This window comes from Myxococcus xanthus, from assembly GCF_013116825.1.
Classification (GTDB): Bacteria; Myxococcota; Myxococcia; order Myxococcales; family Myxococcaceae; genus Myxococcus; species Myxococcus xanthus_B.
Map to the genome: position 1 here is coordinate 26,426 of NZ_JABFNS010000070.1, position 19,151 is coordinate 45,576.

Here is a 19,151-nt window from a genome sequence, read left to right on the forward strand (position 1 = left end):
CCGCTGGGCGACCGAGGACTCTACCGAAGCGGGCCCCCAAAGGACAAACCGCCCTCCCCGTCCCCTCATCGCAACCGGACGTCCGCGGGCCCTTCGACTTCAATCTTGCGGCCCTGCTGCGTGCGCAGGACCACCTCCGCGCCGGCGGGCACCATCAGTCGTACCGTGCGGCCCAGCGGCACTTCGCCCCCTTCCAGCAGCACGGCGGTGGCCAGGTCGTCCGTCTCCGCCACGATGAAGCCATCCTCCACGGTGGCCACCAGGCCGCCCTCGCCCAGGTTGCCTGCGTGGATGTGGGGCACGCGGGGGCGGAGTGGCGGAGGCGGCAGCGGCTTGCGAGGGCCATCCCGCGACGGTTCGTCCTTGGCCTTGTTGGGCGACAGCCCGTTGGGCGTGAAGAAGGCGGCGAAGTAGCCGTTGGAGCTGTACGGGTCTTCCTGTTGGGCGCTCGCGGGCGTCACCTGCACCTGGGTGTAGCGCGCGGCGATGATGCGCAGCGGGCGCGGCGCCTCCTGGAGCTTGCTCTCGACGATGTGGCGGGACGGCAGGTTGACGCCATGGAGCTTCGCCTCGTCCGCTTCGCCCACCTCCAGCGTGTCGCCCTTCTCCAGGAAGCGCAGGCCACCGCCGAAGAACTCCAGCACGGCGGGGCCGGTGGCCTTCAGCTCGTCATGCCCCAGCAGCTGCGAGCCGACGGCGATGGGCCGCCACTCCTTGCCTTCCGCGCGCAGCACCGGCGCACCGGCGGCGAGCAGCCCCGCGACGGGTTTGTCCGAGCGCTCCTTGCAGCCAACGGCCGCGAAGACGGTGACGACCGCGATCAGACATCCCACGAGGCGCTGCGCCATGTGCCGCACCCTCCGAGGCAACGCGGGGTCAGACAATCCAACCGCCGCCGAGCACGCGGTCCTGATCGTAGACCACCGCGGCCTGCCCGGGGGTGACGGCGCGCGCGGGCGCGTCCAGCTTCACGGAGACGAGCCCGTGCGGCGAGACATGCACCCGCCCCTGCGCGCCTGAGTGGCGGTGCCGGATGCGGACCTCCACCGGCTGACTGGCCGGAGGCGGCCCGTCCACCCAGTGGGGTTGGAGCAGACCGAAGTTGTCGCGGCCGGTGCCCTCGGCGGGGCCCACCACCACGCGCTGCGTCTCCGGCTCCAGCCGGTGGACGTAGCGAATCTCGCCGCCCCCCAGGTTGAGCCCCTTGCGCTGGCCCACGGTGTAGCGGTGGATGCCCTGGTGGGTGCCTAGCACGTTGCCCTCGGTGTCCACGATGTCCCCGGCCGGCTGCGGCCCGGCGACCTTCTCCACGAAGCCCGCATAGTCGCCGTCCGGCACGAAGCAGATCTCCATGCTCTCCGGCTTCTGACTGGTGACCAGGCCGTGCCGCTCCGCGACGGCGCGGACCTCCGCCTTCGTCATGCCGCCCACGGGGAAGAGGATGTCGCGCAGCTCGTCCTGACCGAGCGTGAAGAGGAAGTAGCTCTGGTCCTTGGCGACATCGACGGCGCGACGCAGGACGAAGCGGCCGTCCACCTCCTCCACCCGGGCGTAGTGGCCCGTGGCCAGCCGGGCGCCGAGCGCGCGGGCGCGCTTGAGGAGGAAGTTGAACTTCACGTCCCGGTTGCAGGCGACGCAGGGGATGGGCGTGCGCCCGCCCAGGTATGACTGGACGAAGGGGTTGATGACCCGGTCCTGGAAGATCTCCTCCGCGTTGGCCACGTAGAAGGGAATCCCCAGCGTCTGGGCCACGGCCCGCGCGTCATCGATGTCATCTGGGCTACAGCAGCTCCCACACGTCGCCTTGCCCTCGTAGGACCAGACGCGCAGGGTGATACCGATGACCTCGTGGCCCTGCTCCTTGAGCAGGGCAGCCGCGGCCGAGGAATCCACCCCGCCGCTCATCGCAACGACGACTCGCATGGTGCTCCTTCCTACACGCCCGCGCGTCCGGGCGCACGCGGGGAGGACACGGCGGGCGCCCTTTCCCGCCCCCCTTCACGCCGTGCAGCCCGCCGGCTCAGCGAGCAACCTGCGCCTGCCACGCCTGCAACCGCTGCCGCAGGGCGTCGGCCGTGTTCAGGCCCGGATCATCCAGGACGGACTCGACGAGGAACCGGGTGGCCTCGCCCACGAGGGGAGAAGGCCCCACGCCCAGGGCGGCCATGATGTCGCCTCCCGTCAGCGCCAGGTCCTTCGCCGTCAACGGCGGCTTCGCGGCGGCGAGCGCCTCCACGCGGGCGATGAGCGCCTCCACCGCCGGGAGCGCGTCCGGCTGGCGGACTCCGACCCGGGCGCGAACGACCGCGGCCCACAGCGGAAGGTGCGGCGGGCCCAGGCGAGCCAGGAGCCGGCGGAGCGCGGCGTCCGGCTCCCCCACCCGAGCCTCCGCCTTCGCGTGTTCGACGAGCAGCGCCACCAGGTCCGCCACCTTGTTGGGGAACTTCAGCCGCAGGCCGATGTCGCGCGCCTGGGCTCGGTCCACCAGATCGGCCAGCAGCACCGCGACGCGGACCTCCACCTCCAGCGGCGAGGCCTGCACCGCGGCCCGGACGGACGCGGCGGCCGAGGCTTCCGCGCGCGCCAGCTCCGGAAGGAACACGTCCAGGAGCCCGGTGTCCGCGAGCAACAGCAGGCCGCTCTCCGCCCGGGGAGACAGGAGCAGCTTCACCAGCTCTTCACGCACCCGCTCCAGCGCGACCTTGCGGAAGACGCCGAGCGTGGCGGGAATGGCGGCGCGGGTGGCGGCATCCAGCTCGAAGCCGAGCACCGCGGCGAAGCGCACGGCGCGCAAGGGGCGCAGGCCGTCCTCCGAGAAGCGCTCCTGCGCGGAGCCCACGCAGCGGATGAGCTGCGCCCGAAGGTCCGATTGCCCGCCGAACGGGTCCACCAGCTCGCGGTCCAGCGGGTTGTAGGCCATCGCGTTGATGGTGAAGTCGCGCCGGGACAGGTCCTTGACGATGTCGCGCTCGAAGGCCACCGAGCTGGGCCGGCGGCCGTCGAGGTAGTCCCCCTCCGAGCGGAACGTCGTCACCTCCACGTGCGTGCCATTCTGGAGGACGGTGACGGTGCCGTGCTGGATGCCCGTGGGGATGACCTTGCGGAAGGCGCCCTGGACTTCTTGCGGCAGCGCGCTGGTGGCCACGTCGAAGTCCTTGGGGTGGACCAGGCGCACCATGTCCCGGACGCAGCCCCCCACCAGGTAGACGGCGTGGCCCAGTTCGCGCAGCCGCGCGATGACGTCCAGCACGGGCTGGGGGATGTCGGCGTTATGGAGGTTCGCGATCATGACAGCCGGGGCCAGGACGACATGCCCGCAGGCCCAGGGGCGCGTTGTACCGGCCAGCCCCCCGCGTTCCAAGCCCCGAGACGGCTTGGGCCCTCGCGGCTCGTTCGAATAGAACCCTGAATCCCTTGCTGCCCAAGGGGCGGGCCGTCGGCTCATTGCATCAGGGCGACAGGTGCGTCGGGGTTGCGCCTTCTTCATTCAGGCCCATGCCCTCGCCACAGGCCACCCGGAAACCAGCAGCGACCACGGACACCGCGACAATCGAGATGTTTCGCATCGGCAAATCCTCTCAGTGAAGTTGCACGACACGCGCATCCCGCCGCAGTAGCCTGTTTCAGTAAAGGAAGAAGCGCGCTCCCTGGAAGTCACGCCGACCACTCGACAGGTAGGATTCCGACATACCTGAAGGGCGTGGGCGCGGCTCGGGATTGAATGAACGTGGGCCGTGTTGACATGGGGACGTACCGCTTGGGTTATCGCCGCGAAACATCCACTCACGAGCCCTTTGACAGGCTGTCCTGGGCGGTCGGCCACAGGTGTGCTAACGCAACGGCCGTCCGCTCCACGGTCCCCTGAAGCAACCGGCAGCGACCACAGGCACTCATCCACATGCCCAGACCCCGTAGCCTTCGTTCCGCCCCATCTCATCACTCCACGCGAACCACTCGCGTTCCCGCTTCGTCCTTGCCGCCACTGGAACGCGCGTTCCGCACCGTGCTGGCCGAGGAACTCGCCGGGCAGCTGTCGCCGCTGACGGACATGCTTCTGCGCATCGCGGAGAGCCTGTCCCCCAGCGGACTCCGGCGCCAGCCGCGGCGTGAGCTGCCGAACGCGGCCCTGGACGCCCTGGCGTCGTCGCTCGCGACCCTGGATGCGGGGCCCGACGACACCGCCGAGGCAGAAGCCGGCCCGGAAGCCCGGGCCTGCGCCGTCATCGGTTGCAAGCGACCGGTGCGCAGCCTGGGCTACTGCGCGGCCCACTACCAGAAGCGGCGCCTCATGGTGGCGTCCGGCCGCCTGCACCACGCGTGGACGGAAGACGCCGCGCCGAACAGCATTCCGGACGTCATCCTGGGCCGGAAGCGCCGCGAGTCTTCGGAGGCGCCGGAGACCGCCGTCACCCCGGAGCCCGTGCGTCCCAGCGAGGGGCCCCGCGTCTGGGTCCGCAAGAAGGGCGCCAGCCCCGTGGTCCCGACGCCCAGTGGCGACAGCCCGCCGGTCCTGCAGTTGGCCCAGGGCTCGGTGATTCCGACCTCGCAGCGCTCCGAGCGCGAGCAGGTGGCATCCATCGTCGAGCAGTGGGCCAGCGAGTTCCGGGCCAACAAGCATCGCTCGTGACGAGCCGTGCCCCGTCGGGCCCCATGGGCCAGACGGGGCAGCGCGCCCTCCGACGCATCGCGACATCCGCGAGTGGTGTTCGCCAATAGCACCGCCCATGACGGTCACATGACAGTGGGCGGGCATGGTTCCAGGGACTCGAATCGGCGGCAGCCGCCGCCGTGCCAGCCCTGGACTTCCGAATGGACTCCGCGACCCGCAGCAGCGCCTTCACCTCTCTCTCCCGAGACGCCGAGCGGAACCTCATCGCCCGCACGCGGCCCTTCGCCGCGCAGGACACGCGGCGGAGCTGGTGGGAAGTAGGCACCACCTTCGCGGCCCTGCTGGGCGCCATCGCGCTCGCCGCCCTTCCCTCCTGGTGGCCCCTGCGCGTCGTGGGCAGTGTGGTGCAAGCGCTGGCGCTGATCCGCTCCTTCATCCTGGTCCACGACTACCTGCACGGTTCACTGCTGTCGGGCTCGCGGATCGCAAAGGCCCTGCTCCACACCCACGCGGTGCTGCTGCTCACGCCGCCGCGCGTCTGGACCGAGTCGCACAACCACCACCATGCGAACACGGCGCGGCTGGCAGCCTCCGCATCGGGGACGTTCACCACGTGGACGGCGCGGCAGTGGCGTGAGGCCACGGCGCTGGAGCGGCTGGCCTACGTGGTGGAGCGGCATCCGCTCGTGATGATCTTCGCGTACCCGCTCGCGTTCCTGAGTGGTCTGTGCATCGTGCCGTTCGTGAAGCACCCGCTGCGCTACTGGAGCGCGGGCTTCGCCGTGCTCCTCCATGTAGCCATCAGCGTGGCGGTGTTCCACTTCGCGGGCCTGGGCGTGTACCTCACGGCGATGGCGCTGCCGCTGTCCCTCGGCTACGCGCTGGGGGCGTACCTCTTCTTCTCCCAGCACAACTTCCCGGACGTCGCGCTTCGCGAGGACCAGGACTGGACGCACGCGAGCGCGGCCCTGGAGGCGTCGAGCTACCTGGCCTGCGGCCCTGTGATGGCCTGGTTCACCGGGAACATCGGCTACCACCACGTCCACCACCTCAACCCACGCATCCCCTTCTACCGGCTGCCGGAGGCCATGGCCGCCATCCCCGAGCTGCAGAACCCGCGCACCACCACCCTGCACCCCAGGGACGTGCAGGCCTGTCTGCGACTCAACGTCTGGGACGGGGAGCGGGGTCGCATGGTCCGGTTCCGGGACGTTCCCGCGTCACGCTGAGGGCCCCCGGCAGGGCCCCCAGGGGGCGGCAGGCAGGAACGGTGAAGCTGGCGCGTTGCGCGCGCCGGGCCGCCTGCTATAAGGCACGTCATTGTGCATGCGCCCCGGATTGGGGGTGCATGGCTCGACCTTTCTGGCGGACTTCCTCCAGAAAGCGCAGTGACTTGAGAGCACGACCCCGTAGCTCAGTTGGATAGAGCGGCGGTTTCCTAAACCGCAGGCCACAGGTTCGATTCCTGTCGGGGTCACTCGGTAACCCCCCGTTTCGCCAGGGAAAACTGGCGGCCGGGGGAGCCGCCCCCTCCCGCAGCACAGGTGTCGTGGCGTTGGCGTGGCGTTGCGGCCAAGCCAAGGCCAGACATGCGCCGGAATGCCTCGCTGACCAGCCTGGGTCGGCGCAGAGTTGCATCGGCGCCCAGTCTCCCTCCTCACATCCCCGCCGGAGCCTCCTGCCGGCCGAGTTCACCCTGACGTTCCGCCGCCTTGATGCGGCCGGAGAGCGCTGGGCGGCCGACTACGGCACCAGTACGGCGACCGGCGAGGGCATGGCTCCCTTGCTGAGTGCCTTCACCAACGCCCTGGTGGAGGTCCGCCGCGTCGCGGACGCCGGACGGGAGTCCCAGGCCCAAGACGCCGAGCGCAAGACTGGGGGTGCCCAGTGAGCGCCCCGAAGAATCACTCCAGGGCCAAGCTGCGCGTCGCTCGGGAGCCCGGGAACCCGGCGCGAGCCTCCGTGGGCGTCGTCCTGCGCGCGGCCCTGGAGGTGGCCGCCGGCAACGCACGCTCCCTGGTGCTGGACGCCGTGGACTGCCAGAGCGTGCTGGATGCACTCGGCCAGGGCGACGCGCCACCGTGCGTGTGCGCCGCCCTCGGACGCGCGCGCTGCATGCCCTGCCGCATCAACGGCATGGAGCGAGACCTGGCCGTCCTCCGCGCCTTCGAGGAAGGCCAGTGGAGCCTCCAAGAGCAGTTCGCCATCGACGACTCCATTCCTAGGGAGGTGTTCACCGGCGCGCTGGTGGCGCTCAACGGCCTGCTGCGCGCCTCGGAGCTGCGCCGCGAGCGCGAGCTGGCTGACGACAAGGTGAAGGCACGGGGACGCGCGACGAGCGCGACGGACTGACACGCGGTCCGTCGCGCCGTCCTGACCCGGCACGGAACCCCAGACCGGGACCCATGCAGTGCCAACCCCCAACGCCTGGAGTTCACCTTGAAGCGTTTCACGCTGCTGTTGCTGTGCACCCTCTCCGTCGTCGGCTGCTCTGGACCCGAGCAGTACGAGCGCGGCGTTCGTCCCATCACCCCGCGCGCACCGACGTTCCAACCGCACCAGGACGCGCCCCACCGCGTTGGGCAGCCGGGGCACCGTGGCCACCCGGGCGTCCAGCGAGGCACTGACCGGCGTCACTTCCAGCCGCGCCGTGACGGCCAGCCCCAGATGATGGCCAGCGACAACGACAGTGCACGCGCCATCCGCCTGTTGCTGTCTGAGGACGCGCCGCCCGCCTACGACGGGCTCGCCGACTCGGCGCATCAGCGATGCTGGCAAGACGTCCTCGGCATCTTCCGGCAGGACTCCAGCATCTACAGCCTGTCGAGTGAGGAGGTGCGCTGCATCCGACTCCTCACCTACTACCACTGCGGCAGCCGGCACCTTGAGGCAGCGGAGTCTGGGCAGTCCGGCTTCCTCAACGCATTCCCGGGCCGATACGACTCAGACAAATTCGAGGCCGCCACCATGGACCGGGCGGCGCGGAAGGTCTGCGGCGGCCGGGACCGCAAGTACATGACGGACCGGGCCCTGGACGTGTCCCACGCCGCAAGGCGCTACGGCGATGACGTCCTCGGGTGGCGCCGTCCGAGCGCCCCCAACTAGCAGCCCCTCGCCGGGCGCGAGTGCACCGCCCAGCGACGCGTCGCACCGCCCCGCTGGCCAGTCGCGCCAGCGGGGCCCACGCCACCACCACACCGGAGACTCACCATGCTGGTAGCCAGCAAGCTCAAGCTTCAGGACGGACTTCGCCCCATTGCCCCCCAGCGCCCCGGGAAGCTGAAGGCCCCTGCTGGCGCGTTCGGCGCCTACGGCTGGAGGCACCTCACGACGCGCCAGCGTGACGTGTTCAAACGCCCGCGCACCATGGCCACGCTCCTGGAGCTGGTGCGCGAGCGGCCCCGTGGCGGGTGCACCGTGTGCTGGCGGGACATGAGCCGCATCCTCGCCGGCCGCGACGAAGCTGCCTGCGCGCGGCGCGATGGCGGCGGCTCCCCGTACTGCCAGCTCTTCGTCCGAGCCTGCATGGCTGAAGTCGCTGAGCGCTGCGAGGCCGCGAAGGCCTCCATCCTCGCCGAGCTGGAAGCGGCAGGCGGTGTCCAGTGAGCGCGCGCGCCATTGAGGTGACCGTGCTGTCCCCGGGCGGCGATGTCCTCGGCAGGTGGATGGGCACGCCCACCAACTCCCTCTGGAGGGCCAGGGGCCAGACGCCCCACCTCACGGTGCACGGTGCGGCGCGGCCGTGCGAACGCCACGGCGAGGGCTGGGCGCTTCGTCTCCGCGAGGGGGAGCGCATCCCCAAGAACAACGCGAGGACTCGACTGTGACCGCCCCCCTCGGAGGCCCGTACCGCTACACACGCGCCGGGCGCGGCGTGTTCCACCTCCCGCTCGAGCGGCCCTGGACATGGGCACTCACCCACCACGGCATGTGGTCGGTGTTCGTCACGGACATGGAGCCCGTCCGCCATGGCGGCCCACCTCGCCGGCATCCCCTGCACCCGCCCGCCGCGTTGCTCGGCTGTTGGCTGGCCATCTACGCGACGCGCGACTACGACGCCGACGCGGTCCGGTGGCTTCGCGAGGCGCACGGACTGGAGGCACCAGCCGGCGACGTGCTGCCGGCCGGTGCCTACGTGGCCGTGGCTCGATTGGCCGAGGTGTCCACGGTAGGGAACGACTACCGGGCGTTCGGCCGCGATGCCTGGTGGGCGCCGAAGCGTGCGCCTTACTGCCGCGGGACCATCGCGTGGTGGTTGGAGGAGCTACAGCCCCTGGAGCCGCTGGTCGCGGCCCCCGCCAAGCGCCTGACGCCAGTGGACCCGGGGTTGGTGCCGGAGCTGCGCGAGCGAATGCGTCTCGCACGTGACGGCATCTGGCGCCCGGAGGTTTACGCGGCACCAGCTGCACCGCCCTTCACAGCCCCGGACCGTGAGCGGCCACCTGCACCAGCTCCATCGCCAGCGACACCGCCCAGGCCGCGTGTCGTGGACGACCGACCGGTCCCACCGATGCTCGCCAACCCCGAGCAATTCGGGCTCTTCCCATGAGCCTCTGCCTGCGCATGCGCGCCACCACGTGCGCTGAGTGCGGCGCCGTCCAACTCGGTGACGTCGTCACCGACGAGGGCCGCCTCACCTTCCACGGCGCCACCGCCGCGGGACTCGCCGTCCGCGCGCGCTACCCCGGCCCGTGGCCCACCTGCCGCCATGGCTATGGCTGGCGGGCCGACTGCCGAAGCCGCCCCGTGCCTCCGGCGTGCTGCGTCCACCCGCCGTGCGCCCTCGCGCCCCCTACCAACACCCCGTCCGACACCGAGGAGCCATAGCCCATGGCCACCTGCCCTCTTCCCTGGTTCAAATTTCGCAGCGCGGCCCCCGAGGAGTACGCGGTGCATGCCCTCTGCGCCCAGCTCGGCGCCGAGGCCGACGTCTACCTCTACCGACTCTGGGCCTACTGCGGCCGGGAGCGCGTGGACGGCCGTTTCCCCGGCCCCGGTGCTGCGCTGGCCGTGGAGCGCGCCGTCCGCTGGCGTGGGCGCCGCCGGAAGCTGGTGGATGCGCTGCTCGCCGTGGGCCTGCTGGTGCTGACCAGCGACGACCTGGTGGTGACCTCCTGGGCCGAGGAGCAAGGCGCCCACATAGCGAAGGTGGTGCGCGACCGCGCCAAGCCTGACGGCAGGGCCCAGGGAGACGCCGAGGAGCCCGCCGCCTCTCCGCGCGAATCCCTCCAAACTCCCGCGCGGGAGGACAGAGGGGAGACGGGAGAGAAGAGAAGGGAGACGAAGTCTCCAGGACGAAAGGCGGAGAAGATAACGCCGCCTGGGCTCGTCACCGAGGCCCCCCAGCCACCGCCCCTCAAGACTCCCGCCAGCGCTCCGCGAGGGATTGCAGCGGGAGACACCGGCGAGGAGTCCCTGCCGGACGGCGTCAACCGGGTGTGCCTGGAGGTCAAGGGCGTGCCCTACGAGTGGCGCCCCGGGCGGGATGACGCTGCCGCGAGGGAGCTGCTGTCCCGCGGCAACGTCGCCGAGGTGCTGCGCCGGCTGGAGAACGGGCTCCGAGCCCACTTCAAGCAGCGGTGCGACACCCTCACTGACCTGGTGCGGCGCTGGGAGGCGAACGCCACCCCTGAGCACCGGAACGACGCGGGGCGGGCGCCCAGCTCCGCGCGCAGGGCGGACGCCTCCGTGGGCCGTGGCGAAGTCCTTGCGGTTCCGCTGCCCGACACACCGGCGGGCCGCACGTGGGGCCAACTCCTGCAAGCCATCCGCGCAGGTGGGCTCCGCTACGGCGCCGAGCAGCTCACCGCGTTGGCCCAGCCGGTGAGCTCTGACGGGCGGGAGCTGCTCGTGGAGCTGGCCGACAGCTACGCCGCGAAGTGGCTCGCGGAGGACGGCTACGAGGCCGCGCTCAAGGAGCGCGCCCACGCCCTCGGCATCACCCTCCGCTTCGTCGTCGCGCAGCCCGCCCCTGTCCTCGCGTCGTAGCCATCCCCTTCCGGCCGGCGTGTGCGCGCCACGTCGGCCCTCTCATCACGCGCGCATGGAGGCAGCCCATGTTGCAGGTCCTGGAGAAGCTCGTGCAGTTCGTGGAGGTGAAGGAAGGACAGGCCAAGCAGGCCTATGAGCATTTCCGCGCGGCGCTCGGCAACGTGGCCCTGCCGCCGTGGGAGGAGTTGCCCGGCACCGCCAGGCGCACGTGGCTCGCCGCGACACATGCGGCGGACCAGCGTGCCGACATCGCCGAGGGAATGGCCAACCTCATGCGCGCCGAGCGTGATGATGCGAAGCAGGAGTGCGCCCTCCTGCGCGAGAAGCTGGAGGCCGCGCGGCGCGAGCTGCACCTGCTGCGCGAGCATGCGCCCGCGGAGGGCTCGGCGTGACAGCGCCCCGTCGCTGTCCCGGGTGCGGCGTGGAGCTGGTGCCGGGTGACGACGGCAGGCTGGAGTGCCGGAGCGGGCAGCACCCGGGCGAGGAGCTCCCGCGCATCTACTGGCCCGCGCGGAATGGCCGCGTGGTCCCTGGTTGCCGGGATTCCAGCGCCGTGCGCAGGGTGTGGCAAGACGACGAGGAGGGGCGTGCGTGAGCCAGCTCATGCACATTGTGGCGTGGGCGGTGGTGATGACAGGGACGCTCGTCATCCTCGCCTCCTGTACCTGGCTGTCTGTGGTCGCCCTGCGCGTAGTGCTAACGTGGGCCGGCTGGTGGCCCGCGTTCCTTACCTTCTACGTGCGACGGCACCGCGAGCTAAAACGGGCGTCTGGCCGCCCCCGTCGCCGAGAAGTGCAACGCCGGTGAACTGCGCTCGCCGTTGCCAACCGCCCAGGAGACAGGCATCCGGCTCAACACGCTGCACATGGTCCTGAGCCTGATGCGCACAGCATGAGCCCTAACGCGCGCCGCACGAAGGAGCGCTAACTAGAAGCACTCCCGCTCCACATGGCCCTGGATATCTCGCTCCACAAATCGCAGAGTTGCTTCGCGATGGCTGACTGCCGCGTCTTGTCGAGCGATTCAGCCTTGAGCATGTCCTCGCGCAAAGAGAGGAAGGTATCGAGCCACTCCCCCTCCAGATTCTCCTCCACACGAGGCTGAGACAAGTACTCATCAGCTGCTCGATAGAGCCGGTTCCCTAGAGGGGCATGGTCACTGGCAAGAAGCTGCACCGACCTTCCGAGCCAATCCCAAATCCTTCCATACCTTGCATCCACCATCTTCGCTCCAGTGCTGTTGGGCCTTCGGGCGCAACAGCATACGCGGCTACGCAGGAATCCTCACCCGCACCGGGCGCAACTGACAGCCCACAGCTTCCGGACACGGCCCCGGAAGGACTTCTCCCCGCGCAGGGTGAGGCTGCCCTCGCGTGGGGGCACGTGAGCGCCGCATCGGCACCGCCCGGCCCGGAGGTTGGGCCGACGCCCAGCGCCGGCCCATCGGCATGCCGCCTCGATGTGGCGCAGGCCCGTTGCGGCCTCGTACCAGCACCGCTCCCCACGGAGGATGCGCCCGCCGCACCCTGCCGCGGTGCAGGTGCCCGGCTTCTTCGCTGTGATGATGGGCACGGCGCTAAGCCCTCCCCGCCACCGCCAGCAGCGGCATTTGCTCCGTAGCCCGGAGTTGACCACGCCGAGCAGAGGCCACGCGTAGGCGGCGCAGCTCGCCACGCATCGGCAGAGCGGTAGGCTCCGGCTCAGGGCACTCGACGCCGAGCTCCGCACGCAGCTTCGCCAACCCCGCGTCACGCAGGCGCCGCACCTGGGCCTGCGTCAGCCGCAACTCCACGGCCAGCGTCCTCTCCGTGGCCTCCTGGCCCTCGGGGCGCCCCAGCCCCATGCAGGCCTGCACCACTTGGCGCTCCAGCCGCGGCAGGCGGTACAGCGCCCACAGCACCCGCTCGCGCTGCGCCACCAGAGCCAGGCGCTCGGCGGAGGAGTCCACCAGCGACAGCAACACCTCCGTGCGCGCCGCCAGTCCGCGGCACCCTCGTTCCCAGGATGCATCCCGCGACTCGGCGCCGGCATCGCGAGAGGACAGCACCTCTTCGAGCGAGAGGGGCTTGGCTACGGCCCCCTCGCCCAGGGCGCGCGCCGTCTCCGCGTCCAGGCCCTGGCGGCGCAGCACGGACGACACCTCCACGCCCTCGGCCGCCGCCGTGCGCTTCGCGCGCCGCACCGCCTTGCGCGCGTGGTCCGTCAGGTGGACGGGACTGGACCAGGTGAGCGCCGCCCCCTGCATCGCCTGACGGGCGAGCTGCATCGCCCAAGCGGGATAGGCGCTGCGCCCCGCCCCCGCCGCCCCGGGCCGGAAGGGGTGCGCGCGCTGGCGGGCCAGCACCGCCAGCAGCCCCTCCTGCACCAGGTCCTCTACGGGCACCCGCCACGCCCGCGCCACGTGCCGGGCCACGCGCACCAGGTGCGGACGCACCAACTCGGCGAGGCGGGACTCCACGCGCCGCGCTTCGAGACTGCCGGCGGGCACCTCCAGCAACCGGCACAGCAGCGCCTCCATCTCCACCGCGGCGGACAGCTTCGCGTCCTGGGCCTTCACGCCACACCCCCGCGGCGGACGGCAGGAGTCACCCGAAGCCCCTTCAGCTTCTTCGCGGCCCGGTTGCGCGCCAGCGTCGCCCGCCTCTTCCGGGCCTGCTCGACGCGTCGCACGCGCTCGGCCTCCACCTCCGCGGGCGTCGCCCACTCCTGGCCCTCCAGCACCACCTCCACCCGGGCCGCCTTGCGGTACGCCCCATCCGCGAAGGCCACGTCCCGGTAGCGCCGCACCTGGTTGTCGTTGAGGTACGCCACCAGCTCGAGCGCGTCTTCCAGCACCTTCAGCCGGTTGCCGAGGTCGGACTTCTGCCTCGTCGGCGGGTACAGCGTGGCCGACAGCACCACGGGGCCCTTGAGGGCGCGCTGGCCCACGTTGGAGGCCTTCACCCGCGCCTTGTACGCCTTGCCCTCGTCACTGGTGTGTGGCGTGGCGCCCCTGTCGCTGCGCCAGTAGCGGTTGCCCGAGGGCGGCCAGGGCAGGGAGAGGCGCACCTCGGCGAGGGGAGGCGTGGTGCTGGGGGACTGAGGTGTGGAGTTCATCGGCCGGGCTCCAACCCCGAACGCACGCGCGCAGGGGGCGGTATACTGGTGGCCCCCAGCGGCGCTTTCCCGGTGTCCCTGGCACTCGCGGGCTCGGCCGTCCTCACCGGCCGAGCCCGTCCTCTTCCGACAGCCAGTAGAAGGGGCGGCCCATAGCGCATGCGCTAGCGGCGGTTCGTGTTCCGCGGCCTCGTTTGGGGAGCCGAAACCGGAACCTGGACGCAGCGCCCGCGACGGGTAGAAGGACGCCGTGCCCAGCCACGACAAAACGCGGACGCGCCCGGAGCGGCGACGAGCCCCGGCCGGCAGCACCGTCCGCCTTGAGGGACTGCACGTCTCCCACGCTGCATGGGCCCGCCTGGAGGCACTCGTCGCGCAGCTCGTCCGCGCGGGCATCCCCCGCGCGCACCGGAGCGGCGCCCTGGACATGCTCGTCCTCCACCCCGAGGTGGCCGCCCTGGTGCTGACCGGTGGGTGCCGCGTCTCCTGGTGCGCCACCTGCGGCGCCTGGCTGCCCACAGCCCGGGACGCCCTTGCCCACCAGGACGCGCAGCCCGAGCACGTGGTGCAGAGCTTCCTCGTGCCGCCCGCCTGACGGCACCCCTTCTACGGGGCATGCGTCGAGACATTCCGCCCGCCCAGACTGCTGAGCAGCTCCGCCGCAAGCGCGTGAGGGACGACTACGCCCGCTCCCTGCGCCAACTGCGTGGCGAGCCCGAGGCACCCGCCCCGGCCCAGCCCACGTACCCTGACGGGAAGTGCTGGTGCGGCGGGCCGGCGCTGCGACACGGCAACCGCATCATCTGCGGCCTGGGCACGCACGACGACTGAGGTTTCGTGGTGGAGGCAGGCACCAGGCGCGGCTTCTCGCCTGTCACCATCACACCCGCCGGGCATGGTGCTCCGGCGGGGTTGTTATCGAAGCGCTAGGGCCCATGCGACCCCCAGCCACACACAACCACATTGCTTATGAACAGGTTGCGTGGTGAGCCTCTCCCAAATCTCATGTCTGAGATTCGGGGAGGACGCATGGAACAAGACGCGGCTAAGAAAGAGGCAAGACTCGCCGAGTATCGAGCAGCTCGCGAGGAGTTAGCTTTGGACCTCCAAATGTACACGCTGCTCGTGAGTGCTCCAGACTCAGTGGATAAGCCCAATCTGAACGGCACGCTAGCACTCGCATGCAAGCGATTGCTGAAGAGCCGGGGCAGGTACGAAAACGCAGTGAACGCAGCCATCAACGCCGGCGAGTAGGACGAGTGGCTCGCCCCAGCCCATTGGGGTGAGCCACATCACTTCGCCAGCCGAACGTGAACCGCGCCCCCGCCTCCAGGCGCGGCTTCTCACATGCCGACGCCACACCCGCCGGGCATGGTGCTCCGGCGGGGCTGTTCTTACTGCGTTGACGTCCGGCGCCACCCGCGCGGGAGGGATGCCCCTCCTTCCCGCGCGGGCATCGGTGCCGGAGGGTGTGCCGGCCCGGCCTCGTGCCTCTTTGGTGCAAACCTCCCAAAGCAGCAAACCCTGATTGTCACGACTTGGCAGCTTGTCCTATATGGACTCCAATTCCTGATTTCGGACGGGAGGGGTCCATGACAGCAGCTCGGTTGGGACGCGTCGCAGCGCTCGGCATGGCCATTGGCTGCGCCGGGGCCCCTGAACCGAGTGGCACGCGGGACTATTGGCGCTCAGGCCCCCACGTCTACGTGCGAGGCCCCTGGGAAGCCATCACCCCGTCCTCTGACGTGGACGAGGTCATCGACCAACTCTGCCCTGCTGTCATGGAGCTGCCGCGCGCGATGGAGCGCGACTATGGGCAGGAGTATTGCGGCGCCATCTATTCGCTGGGAGACGGCATCTACCACGCCAGCATGCCCTCACCTCTGGGCGAGCCCGAACCGGTTGGCCCCTCGAAGAGGAAGAAGTGCATCCCCCCTCGCTATGTGGCCGACCCGAGAGGGCGAACGGTAGTCCTCGGAGACTTCCACAGCCACCCGTGGGCGCCCTCGTCACTGTCGCTCGTGGACCGGCTTGCCGAGACGCAAATCTGGACCATCCGCATCCAGTTTGACCGCGCCTGCACCATCACCAAGCTCGTACCGAATCTCAGCAGTGAGCAACCCGGAGAGGTCTACCTCCGACAACGTAATCGCTGGAAGTTGGTGGGCATCATCAAGCACGAGAACAAGGCGCTCGGGCTCGTCACTACGGTGGATGACTGAGGGCTGCGCGTGTCTATGCACATCCGAAATCGTGGCCCGCACGGAGGCCCCATGAAGCGCGTCCTGCTCCCCCTTCTCTGCGTGCTGCCCGCATGCGCTCTATTCCAGAAGCCGCCGCGCCCGGTGCATGCGCCGCCGGAAGAGGCTGCCGCCTTCCAAATCCCGCTCGCGATTCCAAGCGAAGGGCTCCAGGTCATCAGCGGCACCACCCTGCGCGCCGTCCAACTCGCCATGGAGGACTACCTGCCCTGGGACCGGAAGCTGCCCAAGGACGCCACACCGCTCTACGAGTGCCTCAACCGCCGCGAGTCCTACGAGGTCGCAACAGCGCCGGCATCCCCCGGAGTTGTGCTCGTCAGCATCATCCCGAACCCGAAGAAGTGCGACATCGGCACGGCGCCCACCCTGGAGGGAGGCGCCACCTATGCGATTGACGTGAACGGCTGGCGCATCCTCGCGGTGCAGGAGTAGTCGCCGAGGAGTCGCCGCTGGGGCTGCCGGCATGGCCCGGCGGGGCAGCCGCATGCAGCCGCCCCGCCGGATGCGTCATGCCGCCTTGGGCGGCCCCTCGGGAAGCGCCAGCTCGAGCCGGCGAGCCGCGGCTTCGCAGTAGCGCTCCTCGAGCTCCATTCCCACCGCGCGCCGGCCGAGCTGCTGCGCGGCGACGAGGGTGGAGCCGCTCCCCGCGAACGGGTCCAGCACCAGGCCGCCGACCGGGCAGGAGCGCTCAATCAGCAGGCGCTGCAGTTCGACGGGCTTTTCCGTCGGATGCGTCCTCACCCGGGATGGCACGGGCGCGAACCCCGCCAGGACGGCCCCCAAGCGCTTGCCCACCAGCGGCCGGCGCGTCGGGCCGGCCGCGTGCAGCACCACCTCGTAGTCCGGAGCGTAGGAGGCCGCGCAGTCCCCCATGCCCCCGCGGGCCTTCCACCAAATGAGGGCCCCCTTCGGACGCAAATGGGCCGACGTGGCGTCGTAGAAGTCCGGCCAGGACTCCCAGTGGCAATACACGTAGGCGTGGACGTCAGGCGCTAGCGCAGCACTCGCCGCGGACAGGGCCTGGCGCAGCACCCTCATTCCCTGGCGGGAGCCATCGGCACGGATGGCTGCGGCGCTGCGCCCCCTGCCCTCGTAGGCCATCCCGTATGGCGGGTCAGTGAGCAACACGTCCACGGACGCGGACGGTAGGTCCAGCAGCTGGTCGCGGCAGTCGGCGAGGTACAGGGTGACAAGGTCGTTCTGGAAGTAGGGCTTCACGGGTCCTTTCTCGACGCGGCGCCCCCGCCCTGCACGGAGGATGCCCGACGGCGACTGCGCCCCGGACCGACCTGCCGTCACAGCTCGGCAGCCCTGCCAACAATGACCATTGTCAACACGTCTCACACATCGACGCACCCCATTCCCAAAGATAGATCAGACAAGTAATGAAGGGGATGACAACTCCACATTCAAAACAAGAACGGCCCTTCCTCAGAGAGGTAGCGCGTCGCATCGCGGCGGGCATTGTTGCAAAAATTGTAATTGCTACGCTCAATCCCTTCATCCCTCACTGGCCTGCGGAACGACAAACCCCGCCCGTCCTACATCTGGACGGGCGGGGCTCTCACCTACCAGCCGAACGTGTACCGGACCCCGCCGCCGGCCATGGACTCCTGCCGGGTGGCCCGACCGAAGGCGTACAGGCCCAGGTGCTCTGTGAGCCGGGCCCCCACCTCCATGTGGGCGTACAGCCCAGCGAGTGAGGAGGCACCTACCTGCGCTTCAAGGTAGCCCGACCTCACAGGCACATCGGAGAGGACACGGGAGAGCCCCGCGGACACCTCCGCCCGCGGGGCGTCTAAGGGCGCGCCAGCACCGGGGCCAGGCCCGAACTGGTGACGGCGTGCGCGGCAGCGAGCGCAGCTGCGTCCGCAGACTGCGACGCCTTCTGCGCGGCTTTCTGCTCGCCGTGCATGGCCTTGAAGCTCAGTTCCACCACCGCCTGCTCGTGCGGCTTGAGCGGGCGCCAGCCGTTGGCGCGGAACCACTCGTCCGCCACCTGGAGCCCACGGGCGGCCTTGTCCCAGCCGTTGTCCGCCGGGTCCTCCGCGGCGATGTCCTCCACCACGTTGTAGGCATGGTAGGCGGCCAGGGCGATGCGCCGCTTGCGCCGCTCGCTGAGCCAGTCGCCCCCCACGACAAGGCCGACGCCGGTCACGAGGACGCCGAGCGCGGTGGCGATGCCAGAGGGCGTGAAGACGGACGCCAGGATGGTGTCGAGGATGCCGCTCGCGGCGGCTCCGGTGGCCTGAGCCAGCGCCAGCGGGGCGGCGAGGAGGACGCCGAGGGCGGCGGAGAGGATGAGCGTCTTGCGGTGCTTCATTGGGTGCTCCTGGGGGACTGCGAGTTGACAGCCCCCAGGAGAAGAGGCGCTCACGAGGTGAAGGGCAGGCGGCAGATACCGGGCATGCGCCGGGCCCGGTAGTCGAGGCTGCTGAATGCCTTCACCTTGGCATCGTCGCGGGCCGCGTTCGCCAGGGTGAGCGTCTTTCTGTCACCACCAGATGCGCCCACCACGACGCCGACGGCGTACCCCACCACCACCATCACGTGCTCCGGCTTCGTCGGCTCGCCCGGGCGGTGGTACAGCACCAGGTCCCCGGGCAGCACCAGGTCGCCCAGTTCCAGGCGAGCGCACTCCGTCCAGAGGCGGCCCGTGTGGTGCGTCGCGCGCCAGTCAGGCCCGCCGACCTCACGCAAGGCCCACGTCACCAAGCCGGAGCAATCGAAGACGCGCTGGCCCGTGGAGGGGTCGCGCTCCCCCTTCCCGCCCCATCGGTAGGGCGCGTGCATCTGAGACAAGACGGCGGAGAGGAAGGCGGAGCGCTGCGAGCGGGCCATGGGGACTCCCGAGGGCGAAGGGTTGCCCCCGGGAGAAGCGGCGCTCAGGGCCGCGGGCGGAACGCAGCGGGGCGCGGCTCTTCGTTGAGCCGCAGCAGCAGGCTCTTCATTTCGCTGAGGTCGGAGCGAATGCTGGTGACCACGCCATCCATGCGCTCCTGGCGCAACTCCGTGGCGTGCAGGGACTTGCCCTGGGCATGCTGGTTCGCGCGCAGCTCCAGCACGTCCTGAGAGAGGCGCGTCACCACGCCATAGGTGACGCCAGCGGAGAAGGCGGCGATGACGAAGCTGCCGGCGAGCGACAGCGTCAACGTGGTGGTGGAGGACAAGGGCCGGGGGGATTCGGATTGGGGG

The 19,151-nt window shown here is 70.4% G+C and carries 24 protein-coding genes and 1 tRNA gene; 15 read left to right on the top strand and 10 right to left on the bottom strand.

The window, feature by feature from the left end:
• Window positions 1–65: 65 nt before the first annotated feature.
• The 3 genes from HNV26_RS20940 to HNV26_RS20950 all read right to left on the bottom strand — a co-directional run bounded on the left by HNV26_RS20940 (window position 66) and on the right by HNV26_RS20950 (window position 3,289).
• The gene (locus HNV26_RS20940; RefSeq protein ID WP_171439690.1) at window positions 66–848 is read right to left on the bottom strand and encodes a hypothetical protein; all 783 of its coding nucleotides are present in this window, start codon (window positions 846–848) and stop codon (window positions 66–68) included.
• Window positions 849–876: 28 nt separating this feature from the next.
• Window positions 877–1,923: a tRNA 2-thiouridine(34) synthase MnmA gene (mnmA, locus tag HNV26_RS20945; protein WP_171439691.1), complete on the bottom strand. Its 1,047-nt coding sequence runs from the start codon at window positions 1,921–1,923 to the stop codon at window positions 877–879.
• A 97-nt stretch (window positions 1,924–2,020) separates the two neighbouring features.
• Window positions 2,021–3,289 (bottom strand): CCA tRNA nucleotidyltransferase, encoded by a 1,269-nt coding sequence (locus HNV26_RS20950; RefSeq protein ID WP_171439692.1) that lies wholly within the window; start codon window positions 3,287–3,289, stop codon window positions 2,021–2,023.
• A 684-nt stretch (window positions 3,290–3,973) separates the two neighbouring features.
• Here HNV26_RS20950 and HNV26_RS20955 point away from each other — a divergent pair.
• The 11 genes from HNV26_RS20955 to HNV26_RS21005 all read left to right on the top strand — a co-directional run bounded on the left by HNV26_RS20955 (window position 3,974) and on the right by HNV26_RS21005 (window position 11,195).
• Window positions 3,974–4,627 carry a cell wall protein gene (locus HNV26_RS20955; RefSeq protein ID WP_171439693.1) on the top strand — a complete coding sequence of 218 codons (654 nt, stop codon included), beginning with the start codon at window positions 3,974–3,976 and terminating at the stop codon, window positions 4,625–4,627.
• A 182-nt stretch (window positions 4,628–4,809) separates the two neighbouring features.
• A complete protein-coding gene (locus HNV26_RS20960; RefSeq protein WP_171439694.1) occupies window positions 4,810–5,838 on the top strand; it encodes a fatty acid desaturase family protein in 1,029 nt (342 codons plus the stop codon).
• Window positions 5,839–6,012: 174 nt separating this feature from the next.
• A tRNA-Arg gene (locus HNV26_RS20965) sits at window positions 6,013–6,086 on the top strand.
• 410 nt (window positions 6,087–6,496) lie between these two features.
• On the top strand, window positions 6,497–6,961 hold the full coding sequence (locus tag HNV26_RS20970) for a hypothetical protein (RefSeq protein ID WP_140854804.1): 465 nt from the start codon (window positions 6,497–6,499) through the stop codon (window positions 6,959–6,961).
• Between the two features lie 87 nt (window positions 6,962–7,048).
• Window positions 7,049–7,714, top strand: coding sequence for a hypothetical protein (locus tag HNV26_RS20975; RefSeq protein ID WP_140854800.1), 666 nt, complete (start codon window positions 7,049–7,051; stop codon window positions 7,712–7,714).
• A 105-nt stretch (window positions 7,715–7,819) separates the two neighbouring features.
• Entirely contained in the window at window positions 7,820–8,215 is a 396-nt protein-coding gene (locus HNV26_RS20980) for a hypothetical protein (RefSeq protein WP_171439695.1), read from the top strand.
• Between the two features lie 217 nt (window positions 8,216–8,432).
• Window positions 8,433–9,158 carry a hypothetical protein gene (locus HNV26_RS20985; RefSeq protein WP_171439696.1) on the top strand — a complete coding sequence of 242 codons (726 nt, stop codon included), beginning with the start codon at window positions 8,433–8,435 and terminating at the stop codon, window positions 9,156–9,158.
• Window positions 9,155–9,436, top strand: a complete 282-nt coding sequence (locus HNV26_RS20990) for a hypothetical protein (RefSeq protein WP_171439697.1) — start codon at window positions 9,155–9,157, stop codon at window positions 9,434–9,436. Before HNV26_RS20985 ends, HNV26_RS20990 begins: the two co-directional genes overlap by 4 nt.
• Before the next feature lie 3 nt (window positions 9,437–9,439).
• Window positions 9,440–10,597, top strand: coding sequence for a hypothetical protein (locus HNV26_RS20995; protein ID WP_171439698.1), 1,158 nt, complete (start codon window positions 9,440–9,442; stop codon window positions 10,595–10,597).
• A gap of 68 nt (window positions 10,598–10,665) precedes the next feature.
• Window positions 10,666–10,992 carry a hypothetical protein gene (locus tag HNV26_RS21000; protein ID WP_171439699.1) on the top strand — a complete coding sequence of 109 codons (327 nt, stop codon included), beginning with the start codon at window positions 10,666–10,668 and terminating at the stop codon, window positions 10,990–10,992.
• Window positions 10,989–11,195, top strand: a complete 207-nt coding sequence (locus tag HNV26_RS21005) for a hypothetical protein (protein ID WP_171439700.1) — start codon at window positions 10,989–10,991, stop codon at window positions 11,193–11,195. Before HNV26_RS21000 ends, HNV26_RS21005 begins: the two co-directional genes overlap by 4 nt.
• Window positions 11,196–12,175: 980 nt before the next feature.
• On the opposite strand, the gene HNV26_RS21010 is transcribed toward HNV26_RS21005, so the two are convergent.
• Together HNV26_RS21010 and HNV26_RS21015 are read right to left on the bottom strand one after the other, a co-directional pair.
• Complete coding sequence (locus tag HNV26_RS21010; RefSeq protein ID WP_171439701.1) at window positions 12,176–13,156, bottom strand: sigma-70 family RNA polymerase sigma factor; 981 nt, start codon at window positions 13,154–13,156, stop codon at window positions 12,176–12,178.
• Entirely contained in the window at window positions 13,153–13,695 is a 543-nt protein-coding gene (locus HNV26_RS21015; protein ID WP_171439702.1) for a RusA family crossover junction endodeoxyribonuclease, read from the bottom strand. The genes HNV26_RS21010 and HNV26_RS21015 overlap by 4 nt, the downstream gene beginning before the upstream one ends.
• Window positions 13,696–13,945: 250 nt before the next feature.
• Between HNV26_RS21015 and HNV26_RS21020 the strand changes: the two genes are divergently transcribed.
• The 4 genes from HNV26_RS21020 to HNV26_RS21035 all read left to right on the top strand — a co-directional run bounded on the left by HNV26_RS21020 (window position 13,946) and on the right by HNV26_RS21035 (window position 16,388).
• A complete protein-coding gene (locus HNV26_RS21020; RefSeq protein ID WP_171439703.1) occupies window positions 13,946–14,290 on the top strand; it encodes a hypothetical protein in 345 nt (114 codons plus the stop codon).
• A gap of 20 nt (window positions 14,291–14,310) precedes the next feature.
• A complete protein-coding gene (locus HNV26_RS21025) occupies window positions 14,311–14,526 on the top strand; it encodes a hypothetical protein (protein ID WP_171439704.1) in 216 nt (71 codons plus the stop codon).
• 761 nt (window positions 14,527–15,287) lie between these two features.
• A complete protein-coding gene (locus tag HNV26_RS21030) occupies window positions 15,288–15,917 on the top strand; it encodes a hypothetical protein (protein WP_171439706.1) in 630 nt (209 codons plus the stop codon).
• 51 nt (window positions 15,918–15,968) lie between these two features.
• Entirely contained in the window at window positions 15,969–16,388 is a 420-nt protein-coding gene (locus HNV26_RS21035) for a hypothetical protein (protein WP_171439707.1), read from the top strand.
• Window positions 16,389–16,463: 75 nt separating this feature from the next.
• Here HNV26_RS21035 and HNV26_RS21040 read toward each other — a convergent pair whose 3' ends face one another.
• The 5 genes from HNV26_RS21040 to HNV26_RS21060 form a co-directional block, all read right to left on the bottom strand.
• Window positions 16,464–17,174: a DNA-methyltransferase gene (locus HNV26_RS21040; protein WP_171439708.1), complete on the bottom strand. Its 711-nt coding sequence runs from the start codon at window positions 17,172–17,174 to the stop codon at window positions 16,464–16,466.
• A 350-nt stretch (window positions 17,175–17,524) separates the two neighbouring features.
• Window positions 17,525–17,704, bottom strand: a complete 180-nt coding sequence (locus tag HNV26_RS21045; protein WP_216612567.1) for a hypothetical protein — start codon at window positions 17,702–17,704, stop codon at window positions 17,525–17,527.
• 50 nt (window positions 17,705–17,754) lie between these two features.
• Window positions 17,755–18,279 carry a hypothetical protein gene (locus HNV26_RS21050; protein ID WP_171439710.1) on the bottom strand — a complete coding sequence of 175 codons (525 nt, stop codon included), beginning with the start codon at window positions 18,277–18,279 and terminating at the stop codon, window positions 17,755–17,757.
• A gap of 50 nt (window positions 18,280–18,329) precedes the next feature.
• Window positions 18,330–18,797, bottom strand: a complete 468-nt coding sequence (locus HNV26_RS21055; RefSeq protein WP_171439711.1) for an NlpC/P60 family protein — start codon at window positions 18,795–18,797, stop codon at window positions 18,330–18,332.
• 44 nt (window positions 18,798–18,841) lie between these two features.
• Window positions 18,842–19,151 (bottom strand): hypothetical protein (locus HNV26_RS21060; protein ID WP_216612562.1); only part of this gene is annotated, 310 nt, incomplete at its 5' end.